Below are 23836 nucleotides of genomic sequence, written 5' to 3' on the forward strand. Positions count from 1 at the left end.
AATATGAGCGAAGTAGAAAAGTATAAAAATTTAGATGAAACTGAAAGACATATAAGACTATCAATAATGAATATGATAATTGATGAAAAACGTAGTGTTTCAGTTGATGAAGTTGTAGAAAAACTAAGTGCAGAATTAAATTTGGATGAATATCGTTTAGTAAAGACGTTAGAGCATTTTAAAAATGAAAATGTACTTGTAACCGATGAAGAAAATATTAATTTTATATATCCAGTGTCTGCATTAGCAACAAATCACAATGTTACTCTTGATGATGGTAGAAGTTTTTATGCAATGTGTGCAATTGATGCAATTGGAACATCATGTACTTTTCATCAAAATGTAACAATTAATTCGATGTGTTGTGTAAGAGGTACAGAGATTAATATTAGAGTTAAGGATGAGCAGATTGAGTATGTAAACAATCAAGACCTTAGAGTTCTACATGTTAATTTAGACAAGCACTCAGAATGGGCGGCAAGTTGTTGAAACATTATGAATTTCTTCTGGACGAAGGATGAATATTCAAACTGGGTGAAACTAAATGAAATGGAAAATAATGAAGATATATATTGCTTGGATATTCAAGAAGCATTAGATGTAGCATATAAAATATTTAAACTATAATTCATACGGTACTTTTTATAAGATAAATTATTATTTTGTAGGAAGTAGCGTATTTTTTATTATTTTTTTTACTATGTTATAATTATATGTAATAAATTAATATCAAAAATATTTATAAACTAGTGAAATGAAGGAGATGATATTGTGAAATTTTCAGAATTTAAATATATAAGACCGGATTATTTGTATCTAAAATCTAATTTTATAGATATTGTGAGTAAAATTGAGAAAGCAAAATCTTATAATGATCAAAAGTCACATATCGAAGAGATAAACAAACTTAGAAATGACATAGAATCTATGAAGACTATAGTTTCTATAAGATACGGATTAAACACGAAAGATAAATTTTATTTAGATGAAAAGCAGTATTGGGATGACTACGGTCCAATATACGATGAATTAAATTCTATGTTTTATAAAAGTATAGTGAACTCTAAATATAAAGATGAGATTGAAAAAGATTTTGGAAGGCAATTTTTAAAAATATGCGAGTATTCTATTAAAGCTTTTTCATCTGATATAATATCTGAACTACAGGAAGAGAATAGACTATGTTCAAAATATACAAAGCTATTAGCATCAGCGGAGATAGAGTATGATGGAAAATTGAATAATTTATCAGGTGTAAATGCTTATTTGTACAAACAAGATAGAAAAAGTAGAGAGGAAGCTTCCAAAAAATATTATCAATACTTTGAAGAACATCAATTTGAATTCGACAATTTATTTGATGAGCTTGTAAAGATAAGGGATTGTATGTCTAAAAAACTTGGTTTTGAAGATTTTGTAGAATTAGGTTACTTAAGAATGATGAGGACAGACTACAATGAAGAGATGGTAAAAATCTTTAGAAATCAAATTTTAAGTGATATAGTTCCTTTAGCAAACGATCTATACGACATGCAAGCTAGACGTTTAAATTTAAAAAGCTTAGATTACATAGATGAGAACATAGAGTTTTCAAATGGAAATGCAAGTCCAAAGGGTGATTCTGAATTTATTTTTAATTGTGCAAAGAAAATGTATTCAGAACTTTCTAATGAAACGAAAGAATTTTTTAAATACATAATGGATAACGAACTTATAGATTATGAAAATAGATCGAACAAAGGTGCTGGTGGATACTGCACGTATATACCAAATCAAAAAGCACCTTTTATATTTGCCAATTTCAATTCAACGCTTGATGATATTGATGTACTTACTCACGAAGCTGGTCATGCTTTTCAACTTTATATGTCTAGATGGATAGATTGCCCAGATATAAATTTTCCAACTTTAGATAGTTGTGAGATACATTCAATGAGTATGGAATTTATAACGTGGCCTTGGATGTATTTATTTTTTAAAGAAGACACTGAAAAGTATAAGTTTTCACACCTATCTACAGCTATTAAATTTATCCCGTATGGTGCTTTAGTTGATGAATTTCAACACGAAATATATAGGAATCCAAATATAACAAATACTGAAAGAAAAAATATTTGGAGAAATTTAGAAAGAAAATATCTCCCTCATAGAAACTACATTGGATGTGATTTTTTAGAAAATGGTGGTTGGTGGTATAAACAAGGACACATATTTAAAAACCCATTTTATTATTTAGACTACGCACTGGCACAAGTATGCGCTTTGGAAATATGGAAAAAAAGTAGAAATAAAAAAACAAATTATTTTGAAGATTATAAAAATATGTGTAAAGCAGGAGGTAGTAAGTCTTTTGTAGAAATGATAGAAATAGGAAATTTAAATTCTCCTTTTGAAAAAAATACAATAAGAGAAGTCATAGATGCTGTAGAATTATATATTGAAAATATCAATGAGGATATATTTTAAAATAATGGGCACTAATTAAAAATTTTATAAAAAATTCATTATATTTAATCATTTTTTTGAAGTATATTTCATATAACATAGTAAGAAAAGTTTGTGATTTCAGTGAATTTTCGGTATAAAATGAAAAAACTTACTTTTTTTGTAAAAAATATGTTGCAATTTGGATTGAATATTTATATACTATTAATTAAAGAGATAGTAAAAAACTATTAGACAAAATAGTTAAAAACTTATCCAAATGTATTTTTGCATATTTATATACTAAAACTAAACATACGGTTGAAGCGTATAGGAGACGGCCACATACTATGATGGCGACCGAAGGGACAAATCTAATCTTAGAATCCAAAAGGTTTAGATGAAATTCTCAGGTAACAGAAGACTATACGTGGACGTGGCTCTGAAGAATATTTTAACAGGGAATGCAAATTGGATATTTGTATTTTCTGTTTTTTATTTTAAGTAAATTACAAATTCGAAAGAGAGAGTGTATAAATGATCATTATAACAAACAACTCAAAAGTAAAAGAAGAAACAAATGATGATTTAAATGTTCTATATAAAGAAGTTGGTTATATAGATATACTGAAAATTTGTAGAGATTTAATTCATGAGGGTTTTAAACTTCTTTCACATCCACTATATGGAAGTGTGAAGCCAAATGAAACACCATATAGAACCATAATTTTGAAAAAAGGCAGCGAACTTGATGTACAATCGTTAAGTTTAATCGAAGATTCAATAATTACCGCGACAAAATTCCAAAATGACAAAAAAACTCCAAATTGGACTGAATCAGTAAAAGATGATTTTAGAGTAATTGATTTTGATATATTTTACAACACAGTTCAAAGGATACATTATGTATAGACAATAGAGGGGAATAAAATAATTCTTTTAATAAACAAGTAATATGAAATAAAACCTTGACAAAGTGGAATTTTCTGAAAAAAGGGAATTTTTAAAAAAGTAACTGAGGTTTATTTGTTATACCTAAAAACGTTAAAAATCAAATAAATGTGTTTAGTTTAAGTAGATTGTTAAAAAATAGGCGAAAATGTTAAAAAATAATCATGATTTTAATTAGTTAATTATTACCAATTATTATAAAACAAAACAGGAGGAATATAAAATGGAAAACGTTTATGACTTAGTAATAATAGGCGCTGGTCCGGCAGGTTTGTCAGCTGGTTTATATGGATCTAGAGCAAAACTTAATACTTTGATCATCGAAAAAGACAAAACTGGTGGGCAAATAGTTATTACTCACGAGGTTGCAAACTATCCTGGATCTGTTAGAGAAGCTACTGGACCATCATTAGTTGCAAGAATGGTTGAACAGTGTGAAGAATTTGGAGCAAAAAGAGTAAAAGATACAATAGAATCAGTAGAGCTAGATGGTGATATAAAAGTTTTAAAAGGTCAAAAAGACGAGTACAGAGCTAAGGCTGTAATTATTGCAACTGGAGCATCTCCAAGAAAAATAGGCTGCCCAGGAGAGAAAGAACTTACAGGAAAAGGAGTTTCTTACTGTGCAACATGTGATGCAGATTTCTTTGAAGATTTCGAAGTATTTGTTGTTGGTGGTGGAGATAGTGCACTAGAAGAGGCTATGTATCTAACAAAATTTGCTAGAAAAGTAACTGTCGTACACAGAAGACAAGGATTTAGATGTGCTAAGAGTGTGTTAGAAAAATCTCAGGCAAATCCAAAAATAGAGTTTTTACTAGATACAGTAGTTGAAGAAATAAAAGGTGATGGTTTACTAGAGTCAATAGTTTTCAAAAACAAAGTAACTGGTGAGACTCATGAGTACTTTGCTGATGAAGAAGATGGAACAATGGGATTATTCGTTTTCGTTGGTTTAGTTTCTCAAACAGAGCTATTTAAAGACAAAGTAGATATGAATGAACAAGGTTATATTATTACAGACCAAGATATGAAAACCAACATACCAGGGGTATTTGCAGCGGGAGATGTCAGAGAAAAATCATTAAGACAAGTTGTTACAGCATCTGGAGATGGTGCAATAGCTGCAGTAATTGCAGAAAAATACATTGATGAAAAATTCCCAGAATAGTATCCGATTGAATATTATTTAAGGGAGTTTAAATAATAAAATAAAAAATAATTAATATAAGGGGGAAACAATATGTTATCACTAGATAAAGAAACATTTGAAGCTGAAGTATTAAATTCTGATGAGGTAGTATTTGTTGATTTTTGGAGTGAAGGTTGTGAGCCTTGCAAAGCTTTACTACCAGACATTGAAAAGTTATCTGAAACATATGGAGATAAAATAAAATTCTGTAAGATGGACACTACAAAAGCAAGAAGATTAGCTATAAAACAAAAAGTATTAGGACTTCCAACTCTAGCAATATACAAAAATGGTGAAAAAATAGACGAGGTTACTAAAGATGATGCAACAGTACCTAATATAGAAGAAATGATCAAAAAACACTTATAAAATACGTTGAAAACATTCGCAATCAATAGAAAAAAGAAGTAGACTAACAAAGGTATAAATTTGACACTGGTCAGATATATATAAATCTAAATATTAGGAGGTGCAGTATGCGTCTTGAATTAGGTAAGATCAATATTAAAGATGTTCAATTTGGTGATGAGACAAAAGTAGTAGATGGTATTTTATTCATTAACAAAGATGAGATGCTACAAGAAATTGGTGGGGATGAGCACATTAAATCAATTGATATAGACATAGCTCGTCCAGGTGAAAGTGTTAGAATTACGCCAGTAAAAGATGTAATTGAGCCTAGAGTAAAGGTTGAAGGAAATGGTGGAATATTCCCAGGAATTATATCAAAGGTTGACACTGTTGGAGAAGGTAGAACTCATGCACTTAAAGGTGTTGCAGTTGTTACTACTGGTAAAATAGTTGGTTTCCAAGAAGGTATAATAGACATGACTGGGGAAGGTGCAAAATACACTCCATTCTCTAAATTAAACAACGTTGTTGTAATAGCTGAGCCAGTTGATGGATTAAAACAACATAATCATGAGTACGCAGTTAGAATGATAGGATTTAAAGCTGCAACATATTTAGGAAAAGTTGCTAAGGAACTTACTCCTGACGAAGTGTCAACTTATGAGACTAAGCCACTACTTGAGCAAATAAATGAATATCCTGAACTACCAAAAGTGGGGTATGTTTATATGCTTCAAACTCAAGGACTACTTCATGATACTTATGTATACGGAGTTGATGCAAAACAAATAGTTCCAACTTTATTATATCCAACTGAAATAATGGACGGTGCTGTTGTAAGTGGTAACTGTGTTTCTGCTTGTGATAAAAACCCAAGCTATGTTCACATAAACAATGGAGTTATAGAAGAACTTTATGCTCAACATGGTAAAGAAATAAACTTCGTTGGTGTAATAATTACCAATGAAAACGTATACCTAGCTGACAAAGAAAGATCTTCAAACTGGACTTCTAAGTTGTGTAAATACCTAGGTTTAGATGCGGCTATAGTATCACAAGAAGGTTTTGGAAACCCTGATACTGACCTTATAATGAACTGCAAGAAGATAGAGAACCAAGGAGTTAAAACAGTAATAGTTACTGACGAGTACGCTGGTAGAGATGGTGCATCCCAGTCATTAGCAGATGCTGATCCAAAAGCAGACGCTGTTGTAACTGGAGGAAATGCTAATCAAGTAGTAGTATTACCAAAGCTTGATAAAATTATAGGCCATTTAGATGTAGTTGAAGTAATAGCAGGAGGGGCTGACGGTAGTTTGAAAGAAGATGGAACTATCGAGGTTGAGATACAAGCTATAACTGGTGCTACGAATGAAACAGGATTTGGTCATTTAACATCAAAAGGATTTTAATTAAATTTAAATTGTAATTGATATTTAAGAATAAATATATAAATTAGATTTTAAAATAAACGAGGAGGAATATTATGAGCTTATTGACTAATAAGAAGGTCCTTATAATAGGTGACCGTGACGGAATACCTGGACCTGCGATAGATGAGTGTGTAAAAACTGTAGAAGGGGCAGAGATAATATTTTCATCAACTGAATGTTTTGTCTGAACGGCTGCCGGGGCTATGGACTTAGAAAACCAAAAAAGAGTTAAAGATGCTTCTGATAAATACGGAGCTGAGAACTTAGTGGTTTTACTAGGTGCTGCTGAAGCCGAAGCTGCAGGTCTTGCAGCTGAGACAGTTACTGCCGGAGATCCAACATTCGCTGGACCGCTTGCTGGAGTTGATTTAGGATTAAGCGTTTACCATGTTGTTGAATCAGAGATGAAAGAGTTATTTGATGATGAAGTTTACGAAGATCAAGTAGGAATGATGGAGATGGTTTTAGAGGTTGACGAGATAGCAGATGAAATGAAAGAAATAAGAGATGAATTCTGCAAGTTCAATAACTAAAATAAAATCTAAAGGGGTGAAATCGTATGGAAAAGCTTAGAGTAGTTCATTATGTAAATCAGTTCTTCGCTGGTATTGGTGGAGAAGAAAAGGCTGATACAAAGCCTCACGTAGCTGAGACTTTGCCACCAATAAGTGTACAACTTAATAAAAATTTGGGCGATGAATTAGAAATAGTTGGAACGGTTGTTTGCGGAGATAGCTATTTCAACGAAAACATTGACGACGCTAGTGAAGAAGTTCTAGGTATGATAAAAGAATTCAAACCTGATCTTTTTATAGCAGGTCCTGCATTTAACGCTGGTAGATACGGGGTTGCTGCTGGAACAATAACAAAAGTTGTTCAAGAAGCATTAAATATACCATGTGTTACAGGAATGTATATAGAAAATCCAGGTGCAGATATGTTCAAGAAGGATGTTTACGTTATAGAAACTTCTGACTCTGCAGCGGGAATGAGGAAAGCGCTTCCTAAGTTAGCTAAATTTGCAATTAAACTTACTAAAGGAGAAGAAATCGGAGCTCCTAAAGAAGAAGGATATATGCCAAGAGGAATAAGAGTTAACTACTTCCACGAAGATAGAGGATCTAAGAGAGCAGTAGATATGCTTATCAAAAAGATCAAAGGAGACCCATTTGAGACTGAATACCCAATGCCTGATTTCGACAGAGTTGATCCAAATCCAGCAGTAAAAGATATTACAAAAGCTACAGTAGCTCTAGTAACATCTGGTGGTATTGTTCCAAAAGGAAACCCGGATAGAATAGAGTCTTCGTCAGCTTCTAAGTACGGTTCTTACTCAATAGCTGGAGTAGAAAACCTTACTGAAGAAACTTATGAAACAGCACATGGTGGTTTCGACCCTGTTTACTGTAATATAGATTCAGATAGAGTTCTACCTGTTGACGTTCTAAGAGACTTAGAAAAAGAAGGAGCTATAGGTAAACTATATGAGACTTTCTTCTCAACAGTTGGTAACGGTACTGCCGTTGCAAGTGCTAAGAAATATGCATCTGAAATAGGTGCTAAATTAAAGGCTGACGGCGTAGATGCAGTAATCTTAACTTCTACGTGAGGCACTTGTACTCGTTGCGGTGCAACGATGGTAAAAGAAATTGAAAGAGCAGGAATACCTGTTGTACACATGTGTACAGTTGTTCCAATCTCACTTACAGTAGGAGCAAACAGAATAATTCCAACTATTGCAATACCTCATCCACTTGGAAATCCAGCTCTAGAGCCGGAAGAAGAAAAGGCTTTAAGAAGAGGATTAGTGGAAAAAGCACTAAAAGCATTAACAACAGAAGTTGATGGTCAAACAGTGTTTGAAGACTAGTAAATAAAAGAAACAACATCAAATTATAATGTCACATCATATAAATACTTAACTATATACTATCCAATCTATGGATTTCGCGGGCGTCCTGCCCGTGAAATCCACAATAAAATTAAGAACATAATTGAGAACAAAAAATCTTTGGGGGTGCAAATTAATGACTTTTCCAGTATTAAAAGGTGCAGGCTACATACTTGCTCATACTCCGGATATGATAATTCAAAATGGGACTACATGTTCTGTTGAGAGACAAACACATCCAGATTCGGAATTTTTAAAAGAAATAGGTAAACACATCAGAACTTTTGATGAAGTAGTAAACTACATGCCAAATCAAGTTTATATAGGAAACAATAGGCCAGAAGATTTAAAAGATTTAGAAATGCCTTGGTGTAACCAAAAAGTTGAAGGAAATAGAAATGGTAAATTTGGGGAAATAATGCCTCAAGATGAATTTTTAGCATTTATGCAAATTAGTGATGCTTTCGATTTAGTTAAATTATCTGAAAGCTTTGTAAATGAAGTAAAACCTAAAATTGAAAATAACTACCCTGAGATCGCGCCATTCTTTGGTAAATTAAAGGGAGACGATATAGAAGACGCAAGAGCTCTTATTGATGAGCATATAGCTGAAGGTTTATTCCACAACGGTGAACTAGTAGGATATGTAAAAAGAGCTCATGACGTAGATATTAACCTAAATGCACATACTATGTTTGAAAACTTAGTAGTTAAGGCTTCAGGAATAATATCTGCAATACACATGTTAAGACATAGCGAAATAGATCCAAATGCTATTGATTATGTAATAGAGTGTTCAGAAGAAGCTTGTGGAGATATGAATCAGAGAGGTGGAGGAAACTTCGCTAAGTCTATAGCTGAAATCGTTGGTTTAACTAATGCAACAGGTTCCGATACAAGAGGATTCTGTGCAGCTCCAACACATGCACTTATTCAAGCAGCAGCTTTAGTAAAAGCAGGAATTCATAAAAATGTAATGGTAGTAGCAGGTGGTGCAAGTGCTAAATTAGGAATGAACTCAAAAGATCATATTAAAAAAGGTCTTCCTGTTCTAGAAGATGTAGTTGGGGGATTTGCAGTTTTAGTTTCTGAAAACGATGGTGTAAATCCAATTATAAGAACAGACTTAACAGGAAAACATACTGTTGGAACTGGGTCTTCTCCTCAAGCAGTTATGACCTCTTTAATCACTTCAGGGCTTGATAGAGCAGATTTAAAAATAACAGACGTTGATGTATACTCAGTTGAAATGCAAAATCCTGATATAACGAAACCTGCGGGAGCTGGTGATGTTCCAGAAGCAAACTACAAAATGATAGGTGCACTTGCAGTTAAACGTGGAGATATGGAGAAAAAAGATCTAAAAGCTTTCGTATCTAAGAGTGGTTTGCCAGGTTGGGCTCCGACACAAGGTCATATACCATCAGGGGTACCATATGCTGGTTTCGCTATAGATGATATGACTACAGGTAATAAAAATAGAGCTATGATAGTTGGTAAAGGAAGCTTGTTCTTAGGAAGAATGACTAATTTATTTGATGGAGTTTCTTTGATTATAGAGAGAAATACAGGAGTTACAGAAGATGCATCTAATGGTGTATCTAAGGATGAAATTAAGAAAATAATTGCTGAATCCATGAAAAAATTAGCATTAGATATGATGGAAGAATAGGGGTGATTATATGTCTAAGAAAGTAATTGCAGATGTATTCTTAGAAGTAGCTAATGCAATAGAAAGTGGAGAATTCGGAAAAAAATTCAAAATAGGACTTACTACTCTTGGAAGTGAACATGGAGTTAAAAACCTTGTTGATGGTGCTGAACTTGCGAATTCTGGACTATTTGACATTGTTTTAATCGGACCAAAGTATGATACAGATTTAGAAGTTGTAGAAGTAAATGATGAAGCTGATATGCACTGTAAGATGGAAGAACTACTTGATTCGGGATATATTGACGCTTGTGTTACAATGCACTACAATTTCCCAATAGGAGTTTCAACTGTTGGTAGAGTTATAACTCCAGCTAAAGGCAAGGAAATGATACTTGCAACAACTACAGGGACTAGTGCGACTAATAGAATAGAAGCTATGATTAGGAATGCTATATACGGAGTTTCTACAGCTAAATCAATAGGAATTAAAAAACCTACAGTTGGTATACTAAATGTTGATGGAGCAAGACAAGTAGAAAAGGGTCTTAAGGAGTTAAAAGATGGCGGATACGATATAGAATTTGCAGAATCTATAAGAGCTGATGGCGGATGTGTAATGAGAGGTAATGACCTTCTTGTTGGAGCCCCTGATGTTATGGTAACAGACACTCTATCAGGAAATATATTTATGAAGGTATTCTCCTCTTTTAATACCGGTGGAGATTATGAAGCACAAGGATATGGTTATGGACCTGGTGTTGGTGAAAACTATGATAGAAGAGTTTTAATACTATCTAGAGCTTCTGGTTCTCCAGTTGTAGCCAATGCTTTGAAATACGCTTATGATGTTGTAAAAGGTTCAATTAATACTATAGCAAAAGAGGAATTTTCAAAAGCAAAAAAAGCTAAATTCGACGATATAATATCTTCTTTAACTAAAAAAGAGGTTAAATCTGAGAAAGTCGAAGTAAAGATGCCTGATAAAGAGGTAGTTACTTACCAAATAAATGGTATTGACATAATGGATCTAGAAGATGCTGTTGCCGAACTGTGGAAAAATGGAATATATGCAGAAAGTGGAATGGGATGTACTGGACCAATTGTACTTGTAAATGAAGACAAGGGCGGTGTATCAATAGACACCCTTATCAAAGCAGGGTACACTGCCAATTAAGCCTACTAAAAAATTTATAATATAGAATTAAAAGCTATAAAATCCAAACTATTAAAAAGAAACAGACTCTTATTTTTACTTAGAGTCTGTTTCTTTTTTGTGTGGTTTAGTTGTATTAAAAACTAGTATTCATTTGTTTATATATTTTATGTAGTTTGACACCTAAAGATATTCGCTCATAAAACTCTATTGTTGAATCCTCAAGGCCTAAAATAGATTTAACTTTAAGAACTCTATATCTAACTGTATTTTCATGTTGATAGATAAGTTGGGCAGTCTTCTTATAATCTCCGCAACATTCAACAAAAGTGATAAGTGTGTGGAGCAGGTCTTTATTGTGATTTTTATCATATTGTATTATTGGTACAATTGTATTATTGTATATAGATTTTATAACAGGAGTATCTTTAAAGGATAGTAATAACGAGAATGATCCTAATTTACCATAGTATACAATAGAATCATTGTGCAGCACTCTTGAAGTACAGCTTATAACAGCCTGTGAAATAGACTCTTGAATGTCCATTAAATGTAATAAGTTATTACTAACACCGACTATATAATCATTGACGTTTGTCTTTATAAGTTCCAGGTAGTAATTTATATGCGAAATAATTTTACTGTTAGGCATATTATTGTAAGTCAATATTATTAGGAGACCATTTTTATAAGGTATGCAGAAATTTTGTTTAGATTCATTTATAGCATTAATAAAATGGTTAGAAAATTTATAGTCAGAGTCGTTTGAATAACAGTATAGAGTTGTTACATATCCTAAAAAATGGGGATTTATTTCGTTGATAATTTTGTTAGTTTTAAGGGGATCTTTGGTTTTTATTAAATTCATTAACTGCATTTCTAAAATAATGTTTTTTTGATCTTCAACCATGAGAAGATATACGCTTTTCATAATATCACCATAAGATACTGAATAATCTATCGTTAGGATAGGAAAATTTATATTGTTGCAATGTTCAGCCATATCTTTAGTAAAGTATTCAAGGTATTCACTAGTTATGCAAAGACAACTACATTTTCTGGAATTTAAAAAATCAATAGCGAAAATAGCTTCTTTATAATCGTCTTTCCAAAAATAAAAGTTGGATACAAAAAAATCCCCTTCTTTTAAAACTATCAAATCCCTTTCAATTTGAATTGGGCAATCAAATACCGATACTCTTTTCACAATACGATCAAGGCCATTTTTACCAGCTAAAACTGTTGTATTTTTGAACAAGTCTAGTTGTAATACATCCTTTACAGTAATTGACATAATTAAGCCTCCGAATATATTTAATTATAATCTAACATCATATAATTATATTCTATCAAATAAAAAAGTAGAATGATATATCTTTGTAATAATTACCAAAAAAACATATATTAATTAAAAAAATAACAAATAAATAAAAATAGTTATGTAATAAACTTATATTAAGGGGTAGAACTATAGTAAATATCTATGATAGAGGAGGGTTATTATGAAATTAGAAATTGGACAATTTTATGTTAAAAAAATCACTTTTGGCAAGAAAACGTTTTTTCAAAATGGTGTTTTAACGCTTAATAAAAAAGAACTTCTAGATTTTGTAAAGATGGATAAGAGGATAACTGAAGCCGATATACACATAGTAAAACCGGGAGATATGGTTAGAATTTGTCCTGTAAAGGAAGCAATTGAACCGAGGGTAAAATTAGATGGTTCGCCTCTGTTTCCAGGATACACTGGAGATGTAGTTCCTTGTGGAGACTCGAAGACACATGCGATGAAAGATTGCAGTGTATTAGTTGTAGGTAAACATTGGGGTGGTTTCCAAGATGGTTTAATTGATATGGGTGGAGAAGGTGCTAAATATACTTATTTTTCAAAGCTGAATAATATTGTATTGGTAGCAGATACAGATGAGGATTTTGAAAAACGTGAACAACAGAAAAAAAACGATGCACTTAGAAAGGCTGGACATAAATTAGCTGAGTATATAGCAAATTGTGTAAAGGATCTAACTCCAGATGAAACTGAAGTTTATGAATTACCATCAGTTACAAAGAGAGATAGAGATGTGAGTAAACTACCTAGTGTTGTATTAGTTATGCAAGGTCAATCTCAAATGGAAGAATCCGGTTACAACGATTTAGTTTATGGATGGGATATGAACCACTTTGTACCTACATTTATGCATCCAAATGAGATCTTAGATGGTGCTCTTATTTCTGGAAGTTTTATGCCTTGTTCTTCTAAATGGTCTACTTATGATATACAAAATACACCAGTATTAAAAAGTTTATATAAGGAACACGGAAAAACTATAAATTTTTTAGGCGTTATTTTATCAAACCTGAATGTGTCACTTGAGCAGAAAGAAAGATCAGCAATATTTGTAGCACAGATTGCGAAATCATTAGGCGCAGATGGTGCTATTGTTACTGAAGAAGGATATGGAAATCCTGATGCTGACTTTGTTGGTTGTATTGTAGCACTTGAAGATGCAGGGGTAAAAGTAGTAGGACTTTCTAATGAATGTACGGGTAGAGATGGGAATTCACAACCATTTGTTACGTTAGATAAAAAACTTGATGCAATAGTATCTTGTGGTAATGTTTCAGAAATTATAGAACTTCCAGCAATGGAAATTGTACTTGGAGAGCTAGAGTCTCTAGGGAGAGATGGATTAGCAGGTGGATGGGCTAATGATGAAGTACTAGGGCCTTCAGTTAGAGAAGATGGATCAATAATAATGGAAAATAACTCAATGTTCTGTGGTGACCAAGTTTTAGGTTGGTCTACTAAGACAATGAAAGAATTCTAGTAGAATAGGGGGGGGAAATTTATGAAAAAAGCAATTTTGTATTTAAATCAGTTTTTCGGTCAAATCGGTGGTGAAGATAAGGCTGACTATGAACCAGAAATTAGAGACGGTTTAGTAGGTCCAGCTTTACAATTAGATAAATTGTTAGAAAATACTCAGATTACACATACAGTTATTTGTGGAGATAATTTTATAGGATCAAACACTGAAGAAGCCATTAATAAAATACTTGGTTTTTTAGAAGATAAGGAGTTTGATATATTCTTTGCAGGCCCAGCCTTCCAAGCAGGAAGATATGGAGTTGCATGTGGACATATATGTAAAGCAGTAAAAAATAAATTTGGTGTAGAAGTAGTCACATCGATGCATGAAGAAAATCCTGGTGTAGATATGTTTAAAAAAGATATGTATATTCTTAAAGGCGGAAATAGTGCAGGAAAAATGAGAAAAGATTTATCTAGTTTAGCTAAACTGGGAAATAAAATACTAAATAATCAAAGAGTTTTAGACGCAGAAACAGAGGGAATTTTTGAAAGAGGAAAGAGACATCAAGTTTGGAGAGACGATAATGTAATGGCAGCAGATAGAGCAGTAGATATGATTATTAAAAAACTTACTGGACAAGATTTTATATCTGAGTTAGAGATACCTTTAATTGAGAAAGTCCCAATAGCTCCTGCTGTAAAAAATATTAAAAATGCAAACGTTGCACTTGTTACAACTGGTGGAATAGTTCCTGTCAATAATCCTGATAGAATTCAATCTGCATCAGCTACTAGATGGGGAAGATACGATATATCTAATATGGGGGATTTAAAAGCTGGTGAATTTAAAACTATACATGCCGGATTTGATCCTGCTGTGGCAAACGGAGATCCTGATGTAATAACGCCTATAGATGCTCTTAAAGAACATGAGAAAAAAGGGAATATTGGAAAACTTCACGAATACTTTTATTCTACCGTAGGAACTGGCACAACACAAGGTGAAGCTATAAAGATGGCAAATGAAATGATTCCTTATCTTAAGGATGCAAACGTTGACGCTATTATTTTAGTTTCCACATGAGGTACTTGTACTCGTTGCGGTGCAACGATGGTAAGAGAGTTTGAAAAGGCTGGATATCCTATAGTACAAATGTGCAACCTAGTTCCAGTTGCTAAAACTGTTGGAGCAAATAGAATAGTAACTACGGTATCAATACCGTATCCGATGGGTGATCCAAAGATATCTAAAGAAGAACAGTATAAACTTAGATTCGATATGGTTAAAACAGCTTTAGATGCACTTACAACTGAAATTGATGAGCAAACTGTATTTAAATACAATTAGTTATAAATAATTAACACCGGTTTTACAAATATGGACTATAACTTATATAGAAAGACATATTTAATAAATACGATATAAGAACCAATGAACTTACTATATAAAGTATAGTCCTTAAAGTAGGAGGAGTTAAGTATGGCAAAGAGCAATGAAAAGAGTTTAAAAGTCGACAATAGGGTTTTTTATACTTCATTGATTGTACTAATACCAATATGTTTATGGGCTATCTTATCAAGTAAAAGTTTTACTAATTCCGTTAATACTGCATTTAACTTTTTCACGAGCAGGTTTTCTTGGTTGTATTTACTTTCAATGTTAGTTTTTGTTGGGTTTGCTTTATGGCTTGCATTTAGTAAATACGGCAATATAAAACTTGGAGCAGATGATTCAAAACCAGACTACAAGACAAGTTCTTGGTTTGCTTTGCTGTTTGGGTCAGGTATGGGGATAGGATTAGTATTCTGGGGTGCTGCAGAGCCTATATCACACTTTGTATCTCCTAAACCAGGTATAGATCCAACAAGTGCAGAAGCTGCTGCATTTGCTATGAAATCATCTTTTCTACATTGGGGAATTCATCCTTGGGCTGCATACAGTATAATCGGATTATCTCTAGCTTATTTTCAATTTAGAAAGGGTAAATCTGGATTAATCAGTAACCTTTTTGAACCACTACTTGGAGATAAGGTTCACGGTGCCACAGGAGTAGTTATAGATACTTTGGCAGTATTTGCAACTGTAGCTGGTATAGCAACATCATTAGGTCTTGGCACGCTACAAATTAACAGTGGGCTTAGCTATATTTTCAATATAGAAAATACTATTAGATCTCAAGTAATTATAATTGTAATAACAACAGTTATATTTATCTGGACAGCAGTTTCTGGTATTGATAAAGGAATGAAAATTCTATCAGATATTAATTTAGCAACAGCAGCATTGGTTACTGTAGTAGTATTGTTAATCGGTCCGACTATTCAAATCATTAACGGTTTTGTAGGAGGGTTAGGAAATTATCTACAGAATATTTTTGCAGATAGTATGAATATAAGTGCTTATGGAGATAACACATGGGCAGGTAAATGGACAATATTTTACTGGGCATGGTGGATTGCTTGGGCACCATTTGTAGGAACCTTTATAGCGAGAATATCAAAGGGAAGAACAATAAGAGAGTTTGTATTTGGAGTAATGATAGCTCCAGCTCTAGCTTCTTTTACATTCTTTGCAGTATTTGGAACGTTAGGAATAGATTTATTTATGAAAGGAACTGTAACAGGACCACAATTAGCAGATATGACTAAGGATGTATCAATAACACTTTTCTCTGTACTGTCACATTACAATTTAGGTACTGTTATATCATTAGTTGCAATATTTTTGCTTTTAACGTTCTTCGTTACTTCTGCAAATTCAGCTACATTTGTTCTTGGAATGTTTACATCTAATGGAGACCTAAATCCATCAAACAAAAGAAAAATAATATTAGGAATAACGCAGTCGCTATTAGCTGTAAGTTTACTTTTAACCGGTGGACTTGAAGCTCTGCAGACGGCATCTTTGCTAGCTGCATTTCCATTTATATTTATAATGTTTTTTGCTTGTGTGTCTTTATTTAAATCACTCAAAGATGAAGACTTAAATGCAGTTAATGAACAGAGGTTAAAAGAAAAGACTTTAAATAATAAATAAGATATATACAAGAAAATCTATATATAAAACAATAGAAGAGAATTTTGTATTAGATTTTTAACATATTTTTATTATAAACAAAATAGTTAGATGTAAAAGAGTGGTATATAAGTTTCTTAACAAAGACTATCTAAATGTAAGACAGTCTTTATTAATACAAAAAAAGTGAGCATTTTGATAAATGCTCACTTTTGAAAATTTTATACCTACTAAAGGTTTCTATTGTCTTTTAACATAACGTCATGTGCTCCACCTTCAACGATACTAGTAGATGACACAAGAGTTAACTTAGCATTTTTTTGCAATTCTGGTATTGTTAGAGCGCCGCAGTTACACATTGTGGACCTAACTTTGCTAAGAGTCATTACCACATTGTCTTTTAGTGGACCAGCATAAGGAACGTAAGAATCAACACCTTCTTCAAATGATAGTTTTTTGTCTCCACCAAGGTCGTATCTCTGCCAGTTTCTAGCACGTGCAGAACCTTCTCCCCAGTATTCTTTCATGTAGTTTCCGTTTATATTAACTTTATTAGTTGGACTCTCGTCAAATCTAGAGAAGTATCTACCAAGCATAACAAAATCTGCACCCATAGCAAGAGCTAAAGTTATATGGTGATCATAAACGATACCCCCATCTGAACATATAGGTATATATATACCAGTTTTTTCAAAATATTCATCCCTAGCTTCTGCAACTTCTATAATTGAACTAGCTTGTCCTCTACCGATCCCTTTTTGTTCACGAGTAATACATATAGAACCCCCGCCGATTCCTACTTTTATGAAGTCTGCTCCAGCTTCAGCAAGATACAAGAAAGCTTCTCTGTCTACTACATTTCCGGCACCCACTTTTACAGTATCTCCATATTTTTCACGTATAAAGTCTATAGTTATTTTTTGCCATTCACTAAATCCTTCAGATGAATCTATACAAAGTACATCTGCTCCAGCTTCTACAAGAGCAGGTATACGTTCTTCGTAATCTCTCGTATTAATACCAGCACCAACTACATATCTTTTAGATGAATCTAAAAGCTCAAGAGGATTTTCTTTATTTGTTTCATAGTCTTTTCTAAATACGATATATATTAGTCTTCCATCATCATCTACTACTGGTAGAGAGTTAAGTTTGTTATCCCATATTATGTTATTAGCTTCTTTTAAAGTTACATCTTTATTTGCATATATTAAAGAAGAAAGTGGAGTCATAAATTCAGATACTTTTATATCTGTACTCATACGGCTTACTCTGTAGTCGCGGCCTGTTACAATACCAACAAGCTTTCCGTTTGAAGTGCCATCGTCAGTTACAGGCATTGTAGAATGACCACTTAATTTTTTTAACTCCAGAACATCTGCTAATGTGCTATCAGGAGTTAGGTTTGTATCACTTACGACAAATCCGGCTTTATGAGATTTAACTCTAGAAACCATAGCTGTTTGATTTTCTATTGATTGTGAACCGTATATAAAAGAAATTCCGCCTTCTTTTGCTAGAGCTATTGCCATCTTGTCATCAGATACAGATTGCATAACCGCAGAAGTAAGAGGAATATTCATATTAAGCGAAGGTTCTTCACCTTTTTTAAATTTAACTATTGGTGTTTTTAAACTTACATTAGTTGGTATACATTTAGTTGAAGAGTAACCAGGTACAAGTAAATACTCACTAAAAGTATGTGATGGTGTAGAAAAATAAAATGCCATTTTTAATATCATCTCCTTATATTTTATATAAATAATTTCTAATTATATCTTGATTATAATTGTTAGTATTTATTATAACTTATTATGATAAAATTTAATATGCTTCAACAAGGTTTTTTTAAATGAAATTCGTTATTTTGCATATTATTTTGAAAAAAAGAGCAAAATAGTATATTTTTTATAAAGTCATTATGTATATTAACAGACATTTTATAAAAAAAACCATAATTCGTTAGTTATTTATCATTGTATATATGAATATTGTTAACTGGATATATTTAAATTATATCCTATAATATGATAAATATTATTTATTTAAGTATCTGACTAATAATATTGATATCTAATTAAAATACCCATATATTAATAGATTAAAATTTTTACTATTATAAAACTACAAATAATAACAGATATAAACAAATTTAATTGATTTATAAAGCATGTTATAATAATATGTATATATGGAATTTTTGAATTAATAGTAGTATTAATTGATAGAAAGTTTATTAGGAGGAAAGTATGAAGGCCTTAGAGGAAAAAATTTTAAATGAGGGTAGTGTGTCAGGTGAGGACATACTAAAAGTAGATCGATTTTTAAATCATCAAATAGATGTAGCATTTTTAAATGAAATAGGAAAAGAATTTAAAGAAAGATTTAAAAATGTTAAGGTGGATAAAATATTTACAATAGAAGCGTCCGGGATAGCAATCGCATCTATTGTTGCACAGTATTTCGATAATATTCCTGTAGTTTTTGCAAAGAAAGTCGAATCTAAAAACTTAGATAAAGATGTTTACGAAACTCAAGTATACTCTTTCACAAAAGCAAAAAATTACTCTGTAAAAACATCTAAAAAGTATCTAAATGAAGGTGAAAATATATTGATTCTTGATGATTTTCTTGCAAATGGGAGAGCTGCCCTAGGTCTTATGGATATAGTAAATCAAGCAAAGGCAAACCTTGCCGGTATTGGGATAGTTATTGAAAAAGGATTCCAAGAAGGTGGACAGATACTTAGAGAAAGAGGAGTTAGATTAGAATCATTAGTTATAGTTGACTCTATTGCTGAGGGTAAAGTAAACTTTAGATAGTATAGTATAAATAGAATTAAGATATTAAAGCTACTTTAAATTAAACTAAATAATTTGGAGGGATACAATGAGATTTTTTATTGACACGGCAAATGTTGACGAAATTAGAGAAGCTAATAGCTTAGGTGTTGTGTGTGGAGTAACTACAAATCCATCGTTAATAGCAAAAGAAGGTAGAGATTTTGTAGAAGTAGTAAAAGAAATTGCTGAAATAGTGGATGGACCAATTAGTGCAGAAGTAATAAGCTTAAATCATGAGGGTATGATTGCTGAAGCAGATAAACTAGCAAAAATACACAAAAACATAGTTATTAAATTACCTATGACTGCGGATGGTTTAAAAGCTACAAAAGCTTTATCTGAAAAGAATATAAAAACAAATGTTACTCTTATTTTTTCAGCTGCTCAAGCATTACTTGCTGCAAGAGCTGGCGCTACTTACGTAAGTCCATTTGTAGGTAGATTAGATGATATAGGACAAAATGGTATGGGATTAATAGAAGAGATTGTAGAAATATTTGAAGTTAATGCTATAGAAACAGAGATTATAGTAGCAAGCGTTAGACATCCTATTCACGTAGTTGAAGCGGCTAGACTTGGAGCAGATATTGCAACAGTACCATATAAAGTTATAAATCAAATGTTAAAGCATCCTCTAACAGATAAAGGTATAGAAAATTTTATTAAAGATTGGGAAGGCGCTTCATTAAAATTATAATATTAATAAGACACTAAAACTTGAGCATAGCTATTTTTGTTTTAGTGTCTTTTATTTAATAAATAAAAAATAAGATCGAAAAATAAGTAATTTTTAAGGAGATAATTATGCATAAGTTACAAAATGGATCAGATATTAGAGGTATTGCATACCCAAACGATGAGAAGGAAGTTAATTTATCTGATGAAGTGGTAGAAAAAATATTTATATCGTTTTATATTTGGTTAAAAGAAAGAACAGGTAAAAATAAATTGAGTATTGCTATTGGGACAGATTCTAGAGTTACTGGTGAAAAATTTAGGAAAATTGCAGTCGATACACTTAAAACTAGAGGGTGTGATGTTTTTGATTGTAAAATGGCTACTACACCGGCAATGTTTATGTCTACAATTATGGGGGGCTATGATTGTGATGGAGCGGTTATGATTACAGCTAGTCATCTTCCTTATTACCATAATGGATTTAAGTTTTTTACCAAAGATGGAGGCCTTGAAAAAAATAACATTAAAGAAATTTTAGATTTAGCTTCTAATCTTAATAAAAATATAGAATACGATATAGATAAAAATTTTCAAAATGGAAAAGTAGTTTATCCAGATCTAATCAGCGACTATTCAACACTAATTCTAAATATTATTAGAGAAGGAGTCAACTCATCAGAGTGCTTCGACAAACCACTTGAGGGTATTAAAATATTAGTAGATGCTGGAAATGGCGCTGGAGGTTTTTTTGCAAATAAAATATTAACAAGCTTAGGTGCAGATACAACTGGAAGTCAATATTTAGAACCAGATGGAATGTTCCCTAATCATATACCGAATCCAGAAAATAAAGAAGCTATGGAAAGTATATGTGATGCAGTAATAGAAAATAATAGTGATCTTGGTATTATTTTTGATACAGATGTAGATAGAGCTGCTATAGTAGGAAAAGGCGGTAAACCTATTAACAAAAATGCACTAATAGCTCTTATCTCAAAAATTATTTTAAATGATCATCCAAAAACAACGATTGTTACAGATTCTATAACTTCAAATGGACTTACTAAATTTATAGAAGTTAATGGAGGGATACATCATAGGTTTAAGAGAGGTTACAAAAACGTAATTAACGAAGCCATAAGATTAAACAATGAAGGGCAAGAGTGTCATATAGCTATAGAAACTTCTGGTCATGCTGCGCTTAAAGAAAACTATTTTTTGGATGATGGTTCTTATCTAATTGCCAAAATACTTGTAGAAGTAGCTAAATTACGCTCTAATGGAACTACTGTTACTGATTTACTTAGTAATCTAGAGGAAGCTAAAGAAGAAAAGGAATTTAGAATTAGTATAGATGTAGAAGATTTTAGACCTTATGCAGAAACAATTATTGAAGATTTAGAAGCTTACATTTCAAAATTAGATGGTTTAAGTATTGTTCCAAAAAACTATGAAGGTATTAGAGTTAATTGCAATGAAGATAGTGGTGATGGGTGGTTTTTACTTCGAATTTCACTACATGAGCCACTTTTAGTGTTAAATATAGAATCAAATAAAATAGGTGGAGTTGAAGAAATCTACTCAAAACTTAGAAAATTTTTATCTAATTACAAACTAAAAAACTTTTAAAAATTTAGTGGATTATTAAAATAACTTAATTAAAATAATATTATTACATCCCTGTTACCTTAGATTACAATTTTGTAAACTCAAGTAACAGGGATGTAACTGTAAATAGAGATTCACTGTGGTATTATATGGGTATAAGATAAATAAGCAATTATAACTTTAATAAATATCGAAAAAGGGAGTGAATCTTATGAAAAAATTAGTTACAGTAGTATCAGTATTATGCACAGGATTATTAGTTGTTAGTCCATTAAAGAATGTTAGTTATGGGGCAGAGGTAGCTAATAATACAACTCCTATCGTTGTAAATTCTAACAATGGTGAAATGAAAAATTCAAATAAAGTATCAGACAAAAATTCATACATAGATAACAGCAAAAATAATATTGCTAGCAAAACAAAAGAGAGTGCATTAAAATTAAATGAAGTACTTGCAAATAAAAATAAAAAAGTAAATTCTGAAAATAATGTAAAACATACAGAAAACGAGAAAGTAGTAATAAATAACAAACCTAATGTTGAAGAAAAGGAACAAGATAAAAAAGATGTTGTAGTAAACAACAATTCAAAAGAAGGTAAAGATAAACAAGATGTTATAAATAATGAAAACAAAAATGAGAGTAAAGAAGATGAGAATATGAATTCAAAAAAAGATGAAGATAGCACAGTAAAACCTGTTGAGTATATAAGCAAAGAGCAGTCTTTAAACTTACTTAAAAAACACTTACCTGATGTGAATTTCTACTACGAAGGTGACGAAAGTACATTTGATTATATAAAAGATAAAGGTTTAAGTGGTTATGTTTTCTTACCAGAAGTAGATGGAGATTTAGCATATTTCGTAGATAAAACTACTGCAAATATTTATTTCTTCCATCCAAGTGGATATTTAGAATTAATTGGATAGTCATAAAAAATATGTAGCTACTTAAGAATTATAAAAATTCTTAAGTAGCTTTTTTATACTACAAATAAGGTGTGTGGAGGTAAGAAGGCGCTGACTTATTTTTTAAAAGTTCATCGAAAGACTTATGATCAGATTTATATCCTATACCTTCTCGAAAACTGTGTGAATCTACAAACTTATATTGTTCGCATGCATTTTTTATCTTATTGTAGTCTCTTTCAGATTTTACAGTGTAGATAATTTTATTATTTCTTGTAATTTTATCTTCGTATTTTGGTTTTACAAAGTACTTAGCATCTTTTATTTTCCCTGCATTGTACAATCCTTGAATAACAGATCCATTTTTAATATGTTGAAGGTGGTCATCTAATTTATAAGTATGAGCTACATGAGTAACACTATTAAATTTATTTTCAAATTTTATCGCAATGTTTTCCATTGATTCAAAATAAGATTCATCCTGAGGACTAATCTTAGGAAGAATAATAGTGTTTTTAGGTATTACACCCAGATTTTTAGTAGATGCCAAGAACTCCCTATTTCTGTATTCTATTTTGTCTTCGGAATTTAAATTTTCAAATTTTTTGTACCTATCAAATACAGCTATTCCAGATCCGTTTGAAACTAAAACGACATATACATTATCTTTACCTACCTCATTAATTGCATTAATTATAGCACTTCCCGCCCATAAAACTTCATCGTCTTGATGTTGACAGTAAAATACTACATGATCTTTAAATTTTTCATTATTTTGTTGGCTGTATATATCGTAAGTAGTAAAAACAAAAAAAGTGGATAAAATAGCAGATAAAACTATATATTTAATTGATAAGTATTTTTTGAAAAAATTCATAGAATCATCTCCTAATAAATTTTATCCTGTTTATATTATCGTTCAA

At 31.7% G+C, this 23836-nt stretch carries 20 protein-coding genes and 1 riboswitch; of the genes, 17 read left to right on the plus strand and 3 right to left on the minus strand.

Features of this window, described 5'->3' with window-relative positions:
- Positions 1 to 3: 3 nt before the first annotated feature.
- The 10 genes from saoL to grdD all read left to right on the plus strand — a co-directional run bounded on the left by saoL (position 4) and on the right by grdD (position 11070).
- The gene (saoL, locus tag KQI18_RS08130) at positions 4 to 627 is read left to right on the plus strand and encodes a MerB-like organometallic lyase SaoL (protein ID WP_257431846.1); all 624 of its coding nucleotides are present in this window, start codon (positions 4 to 6) and stop codon (positions 625 to 627) included.
- 144 nt (positions 628 to 771) lie between these two features.
- Complete coding sequence (locus KQI18_RS08135; RefSeq protein ID WP_216467283.1) at positions 772 to 2466, plus strand: M3 family oligoendopeptidase; 1695 nt, start codon at positions 772 to 774, stop codon at positions 2464 to 2466.
- Positions 2467 to 2745: 279 nt separating this feature from the next.
- Positions 2746 to 2861: riboswitch (glycine riboswitch) on the plus strand.
- A 100-nt stretch (positions 2862 to 2961) separates the two neighbouring features.
- Positions 2962 to 3336, plus strand: coding sequence for a GrdX family protein (locus KQI18_RS08140; protein WP_216467284.1), 375 nt, complete (start codon positions 2962 to 2964; stop codon positions 3334 to 3336).
- Between the two features lie 262 nt (positions 3337 to 3598).
- Positions 3599 to 4546 carry a thioredoxin-disulfide reductase gene (gene trxB / locus KQI18_RS08145; protein ID WP_216467285.1) on the plus strand — a complete coding sequence of 316 codons (948 nt, stop codon included), beginning with the start codon at positions 3599 to 3601 and terminating at the stop codon, positions 4544 to 4546.
- Between the two features lie 72 nt (positions 4547 to 4618).
- Complete coding sequence (gene trxA, locus KQI18_RS08150) at positions 4619 to 4936, plus strand: thioredoxin TrxA (protein WP_216467286.1); 318 nt, start codon at positions 4619 to 4621, stop codon at positions 4934 to 4936.
- Positions 4937 to 5043: 107 nt separating this feature from the next.
- A complete protein-coding gene (locus KQI18_RS08155) occupies positions 5044 to 6330 on the plus strand; it encodes a glycine/sarcosine/betaine reductase component B subunit (RefSeq protein ID WP_216467287.1) in 1287 nt (428 codons plus the stop codon).
- Positions 6331 to 6404: 74 nt separating this feature from the next.
- Positions 6405 to 6884 (plus strand): glycine/sarcosine/betaine reductase complex selenoprotein A, encoded by a 480-nt coding sequence (grdA, locus tag KQI18_RS08160; RefSeq protein ID WP_216467288.1) that lies wholly within the window; start codon positions 6405 to 6407, stop codon positions 6882 to 6884.
- A 26-nt stretch (positions 6885 to 6910) separates the two neighbouring features.
- Positions 6911 to 8221: a glycine reductase complex selenoprotein B gene (gene grdB, locus KQI18_RS08165; protein ID WP_216467289.1), complete on the plus strand. Its 1311-nt coding sequence runs from the start codon at positions 6911 to 6913 to the stop codon at positions 8219 to 8221.
- 157 nt (positions 8222 to 8378) lie between these two features.
- Complete coding sequence (gene grdC, locus KQI18_RS08170; RefSeq protein ID WP_216467290.1) at positions 8379 to 9914, plus strand: glycine/sarcosine/betaine reductase complex component C subunit beta; 1536 nt, start codon at positions 8379 to 8381, stop codon at positions 9912 to 9914.
- A gap of 10 nt (positions 9915 to 9924) precedes the next feature.
- Positions 9925 to 11070 (plus strand): glycine/sarcosine/betaine reductase complex component C subunit alpha, encoded by a 1146-nt coding sequence (grdD, locus tag KQI18_RS08175; RefSeq protein ID WP_216467291.1) that lies wholly within the window; start codon positions 9925 to 9927, stop codon positions 11068 to 11070.
- 115 nt (positions 11071 to 11185) lie between these two features.
- Here grdD and KQI18_RS08180 read toward each other — a convergent pair whose 3' ends face one another.
- Positions 11186 to 12343 carry a PucR family transcriptional regulator gene (locus KQI18_RS08180; protein ID WP_216467292.1) on the minus strand — a complete coding sequence of 386 codons (1158 nt, stop codon included), beginning with the start codon at positions 12341 to 12343 and terminating at the stop codon, positions 11186 to 11188.
- 208 nt (positions 12344 to 12551) lie between these two features.
- Between KQI18_RS08180 and KQI18_RS08185 the strand changes: the two genes are divergently transcribed.
- The 3 genes from KQI18_RS08185 to KQI18_RS08195 all read left to right on the plus strand — a co-directional run bounded on the left by KQI18_RS08185 (position 12552) and on the right by KQI18_RS08195 (position 16898).
- On the plus strand, positions 12552 to 13877 hold the full coding sequence (locus KQI18_RS08185; RefSeq protein ID WP_216467293.1) for a glycine/sarcosine/betaine reductase component B subunit: 1326 nt from the start codon (positions 12552 to 12554) through the stop codon (positions 13875 to 13877).
- A 21-nt stretch (positions 13878 to 13898) separates the two neighbouring features.
- Positions 13899 to 15209, plus strand: a complete 1311-nt coding sequence (grdH, locus tag KQI18_RS08190; RefSeq protein WP_216467294.1) for a betaine reductase selenoprotein B — start codon at positions 13899 to 13901, stop codon at positions 15207 to 15209.
- 132 nt (positions 15210 to 15341) lie between these two features.
- Entirely contained in the window at positions 15342 to 16898 is a 1557-nt protein-coding gene (locus KQI18_RS08195; protein ID WP_216467295.1) for a BCCT family transporter, read from the plus strand.
- 209 nt (positions 16899 to 17107) lie between these two features.
- Here the strand turns inward: KQI18_RS08195 and KQI18_RS08200 are convergent, their stop codons facing one another.
- Complete coding sequence (locus KQI18_RS08200) at positions 17108 to 18607, minus strand: IMP dehydrogenase (protein ID WP_216467296.1); 1500 nt, start codon at positions 18605 to 18607, stop codon at positions 17108 to 17110.
- A gap of 519 nt (positions 18608 to 19126) precedes the next feature.
- On the opposite strand from KQI18_RS08200, the gene KQI18_RS08205 reads away from it, so the two are divergent.
- From KQI18_RS08205 to KQI18_RS08220, 4 genes are all read left to right on the plus strand, one after another.
- Positions 19127 to 19699: a xanthine phosphoribosyltransferase gene (locus KQI18_RS08205; RefSeq protein WP_216467297.1), complete on the plus strand. Its 573-nt coding sequence runs from the start codon at positions 19127 to 19129 to the stop codon at positions 19697 to 19699.
- 67 nt (positions 19700 to 19766) lie between these two features.
- Complete coding sequence (gene fsa, locus KQI18_RS08210; RefSeq protein ID WP_216467298.1) at positions 19767 to 20417, plus strand: fructose-6-phosphate aldolase; 651 nt, start codon at positions 19767 to 19769, stop codon at positions 20415 to 20417.
- Between the two features lie 107 nt (positions 20418 to 20524).
- Positions 20525 to 22027 (plus strand): phosphomannomutase/phosphoglucomutase, encoded by a 1503-nt coding sequence (locus KQI18_RS08215; protein ID WP_216467299.1) that lies wholly within the window; start codon positions 20525 to 20527, stop codon positions 22025 to 22027.
- A 190-nt stretch (positions 22028 to 22217) separates the two neighbouring features.
- The gene (locus tag KQI18_RS08220; RefSeq protein WP_216467300.1) at positions 22218 to 22934 is read left to right on the plus strand and encodes a hypothetical protein; all 717 of its coding nucleotides are present in this window, start codon (positions 22218 to 22220) and stop codon (positions 22932 to 22934) included.
- A 58-nt stretch (positions 22935 to 22992) separates the two neighbouring features.
- Here KQI18_RS08220 and KQI18_RS08225 read toward each other — a convergent pair whose 3' ends face one another.
- Positions 22993 to 23790: a PIG-L family deacetylase gene (locus tag KQI18_RS08225; protein ID WP_216467301.1), complete on the minus strand. Its 798-nt coding sequence runs from the start codon at positions 23788 to 23790 to the stop codon at positions 22993 to 22995.
- Positions 23791 to 23836: the final 46 nt, after the last annotated feature.

It is taken from the genome of Metaclostridioides mangenotii (genome assembly GCF_018917235.1).
In the GTDB taxonomy this organism is placed as follows: Bacteria; Bacillota; Clostridia; order Peptostreptococcales; family Peptostreptococcaceae; genus Metaclostridioides.

Coding starts and splice junctions, on each gene's coding strand:
- KQI18_RS08140 (WP_216467284.1), top strand. CDS start 2,962: ATGATCATTATAACAAACAACTCAAAAGTAAAAGAAGAAACAAATGAT.
- trxB (WP_216467285.1), top strand. CDS start 3,599: ATGGAAAACGTTTATGACTTAGTAATAATAGGCGCTGGTCCGGCAGGT.
- trxA (WP_216467286.1), top strand. CDS start 4,619: ATGTTATCACTAGATAAAGAAACATTTGAAGCTGAAGTATTAAATTCT.
- KQI18_RS08155 (WP_216467287.1), top strand. CDS start 5,044: ATGCGTCTTGAATTAGGTAAGATCAATATTAAAGATGTTCAATTTGGT.
- grdC (WP_216467290.1), top strand. CDS start 8,379: ATGACTTTTCCAGTATTAAAAGGTGCAGGCTACATACTTGCTCATACT.
- grdD (WP_216467291.1), top strand. CDS start 9,925: ATGTCTAAGAAAGTAATTGCAGATGTATTCTTAGAAGTAGCTAATGCA.
- KQI18_RS08180 (WP_216467292.1), bottom strand. CDS start 12,343: ATGTCAATTACTGTAAAGGATGTATTACAACTAGACTTGTTCAAAAAT.
- KQI18_RS08185 (WP_216467293.1), top strand. CDS start 12,552: ATGAAATTAGAAATTGGACAATTTTATGTTAAAAAAATCACTTTTGGC.
- KQI18_RS08195 (WP_216467295.1), top strand. CDS start 15,342: ATGGCAAAGAGCAATGAAAAGAGTTTAAAAGTCGACAATAGGGTTTTT.
- KQI18_RS08200 (WP_216467296.1), bottom strand. CDS start 18,607: ATGGCATTTTATTTTTCTACACCATCACATACTTTTAGTGAGTATTTA.
- KQI18_RS08205 (WP_216467297.1), top strand. CDS start 19,127: ATGAAGGCCTTAGAGGAAAAAATTTTAAATGAGGGTAGTGTGTCAGGT.
- fsa (WP_216467298.1), top strand. CDS start 19,767: ATGAGATTTTTTATTGACACGGCAAATGTTGACGAAATTAGAGAAGCT.
- KQI18_RS08215 (WP_216467299.1), top strand. CDS start 20,525: ATGCATAAGTTACAAAATGGATCAGATATTAGAGGTATTGCATACCCA.
- KQI18_RS08220 (WP_216467300.1), top strand. CDS start 22,218: ATGAAAAAATTAGTTACAGTAGTATCAGTATTATGCACAGGATTATTA.
- KQI18_RS08225 (WP_216467301.1), bottom strand. CDS start 23,790: ATGAATTTTTTCAAAAAATACTTATCAATTAAATATATAGTTTTATCT.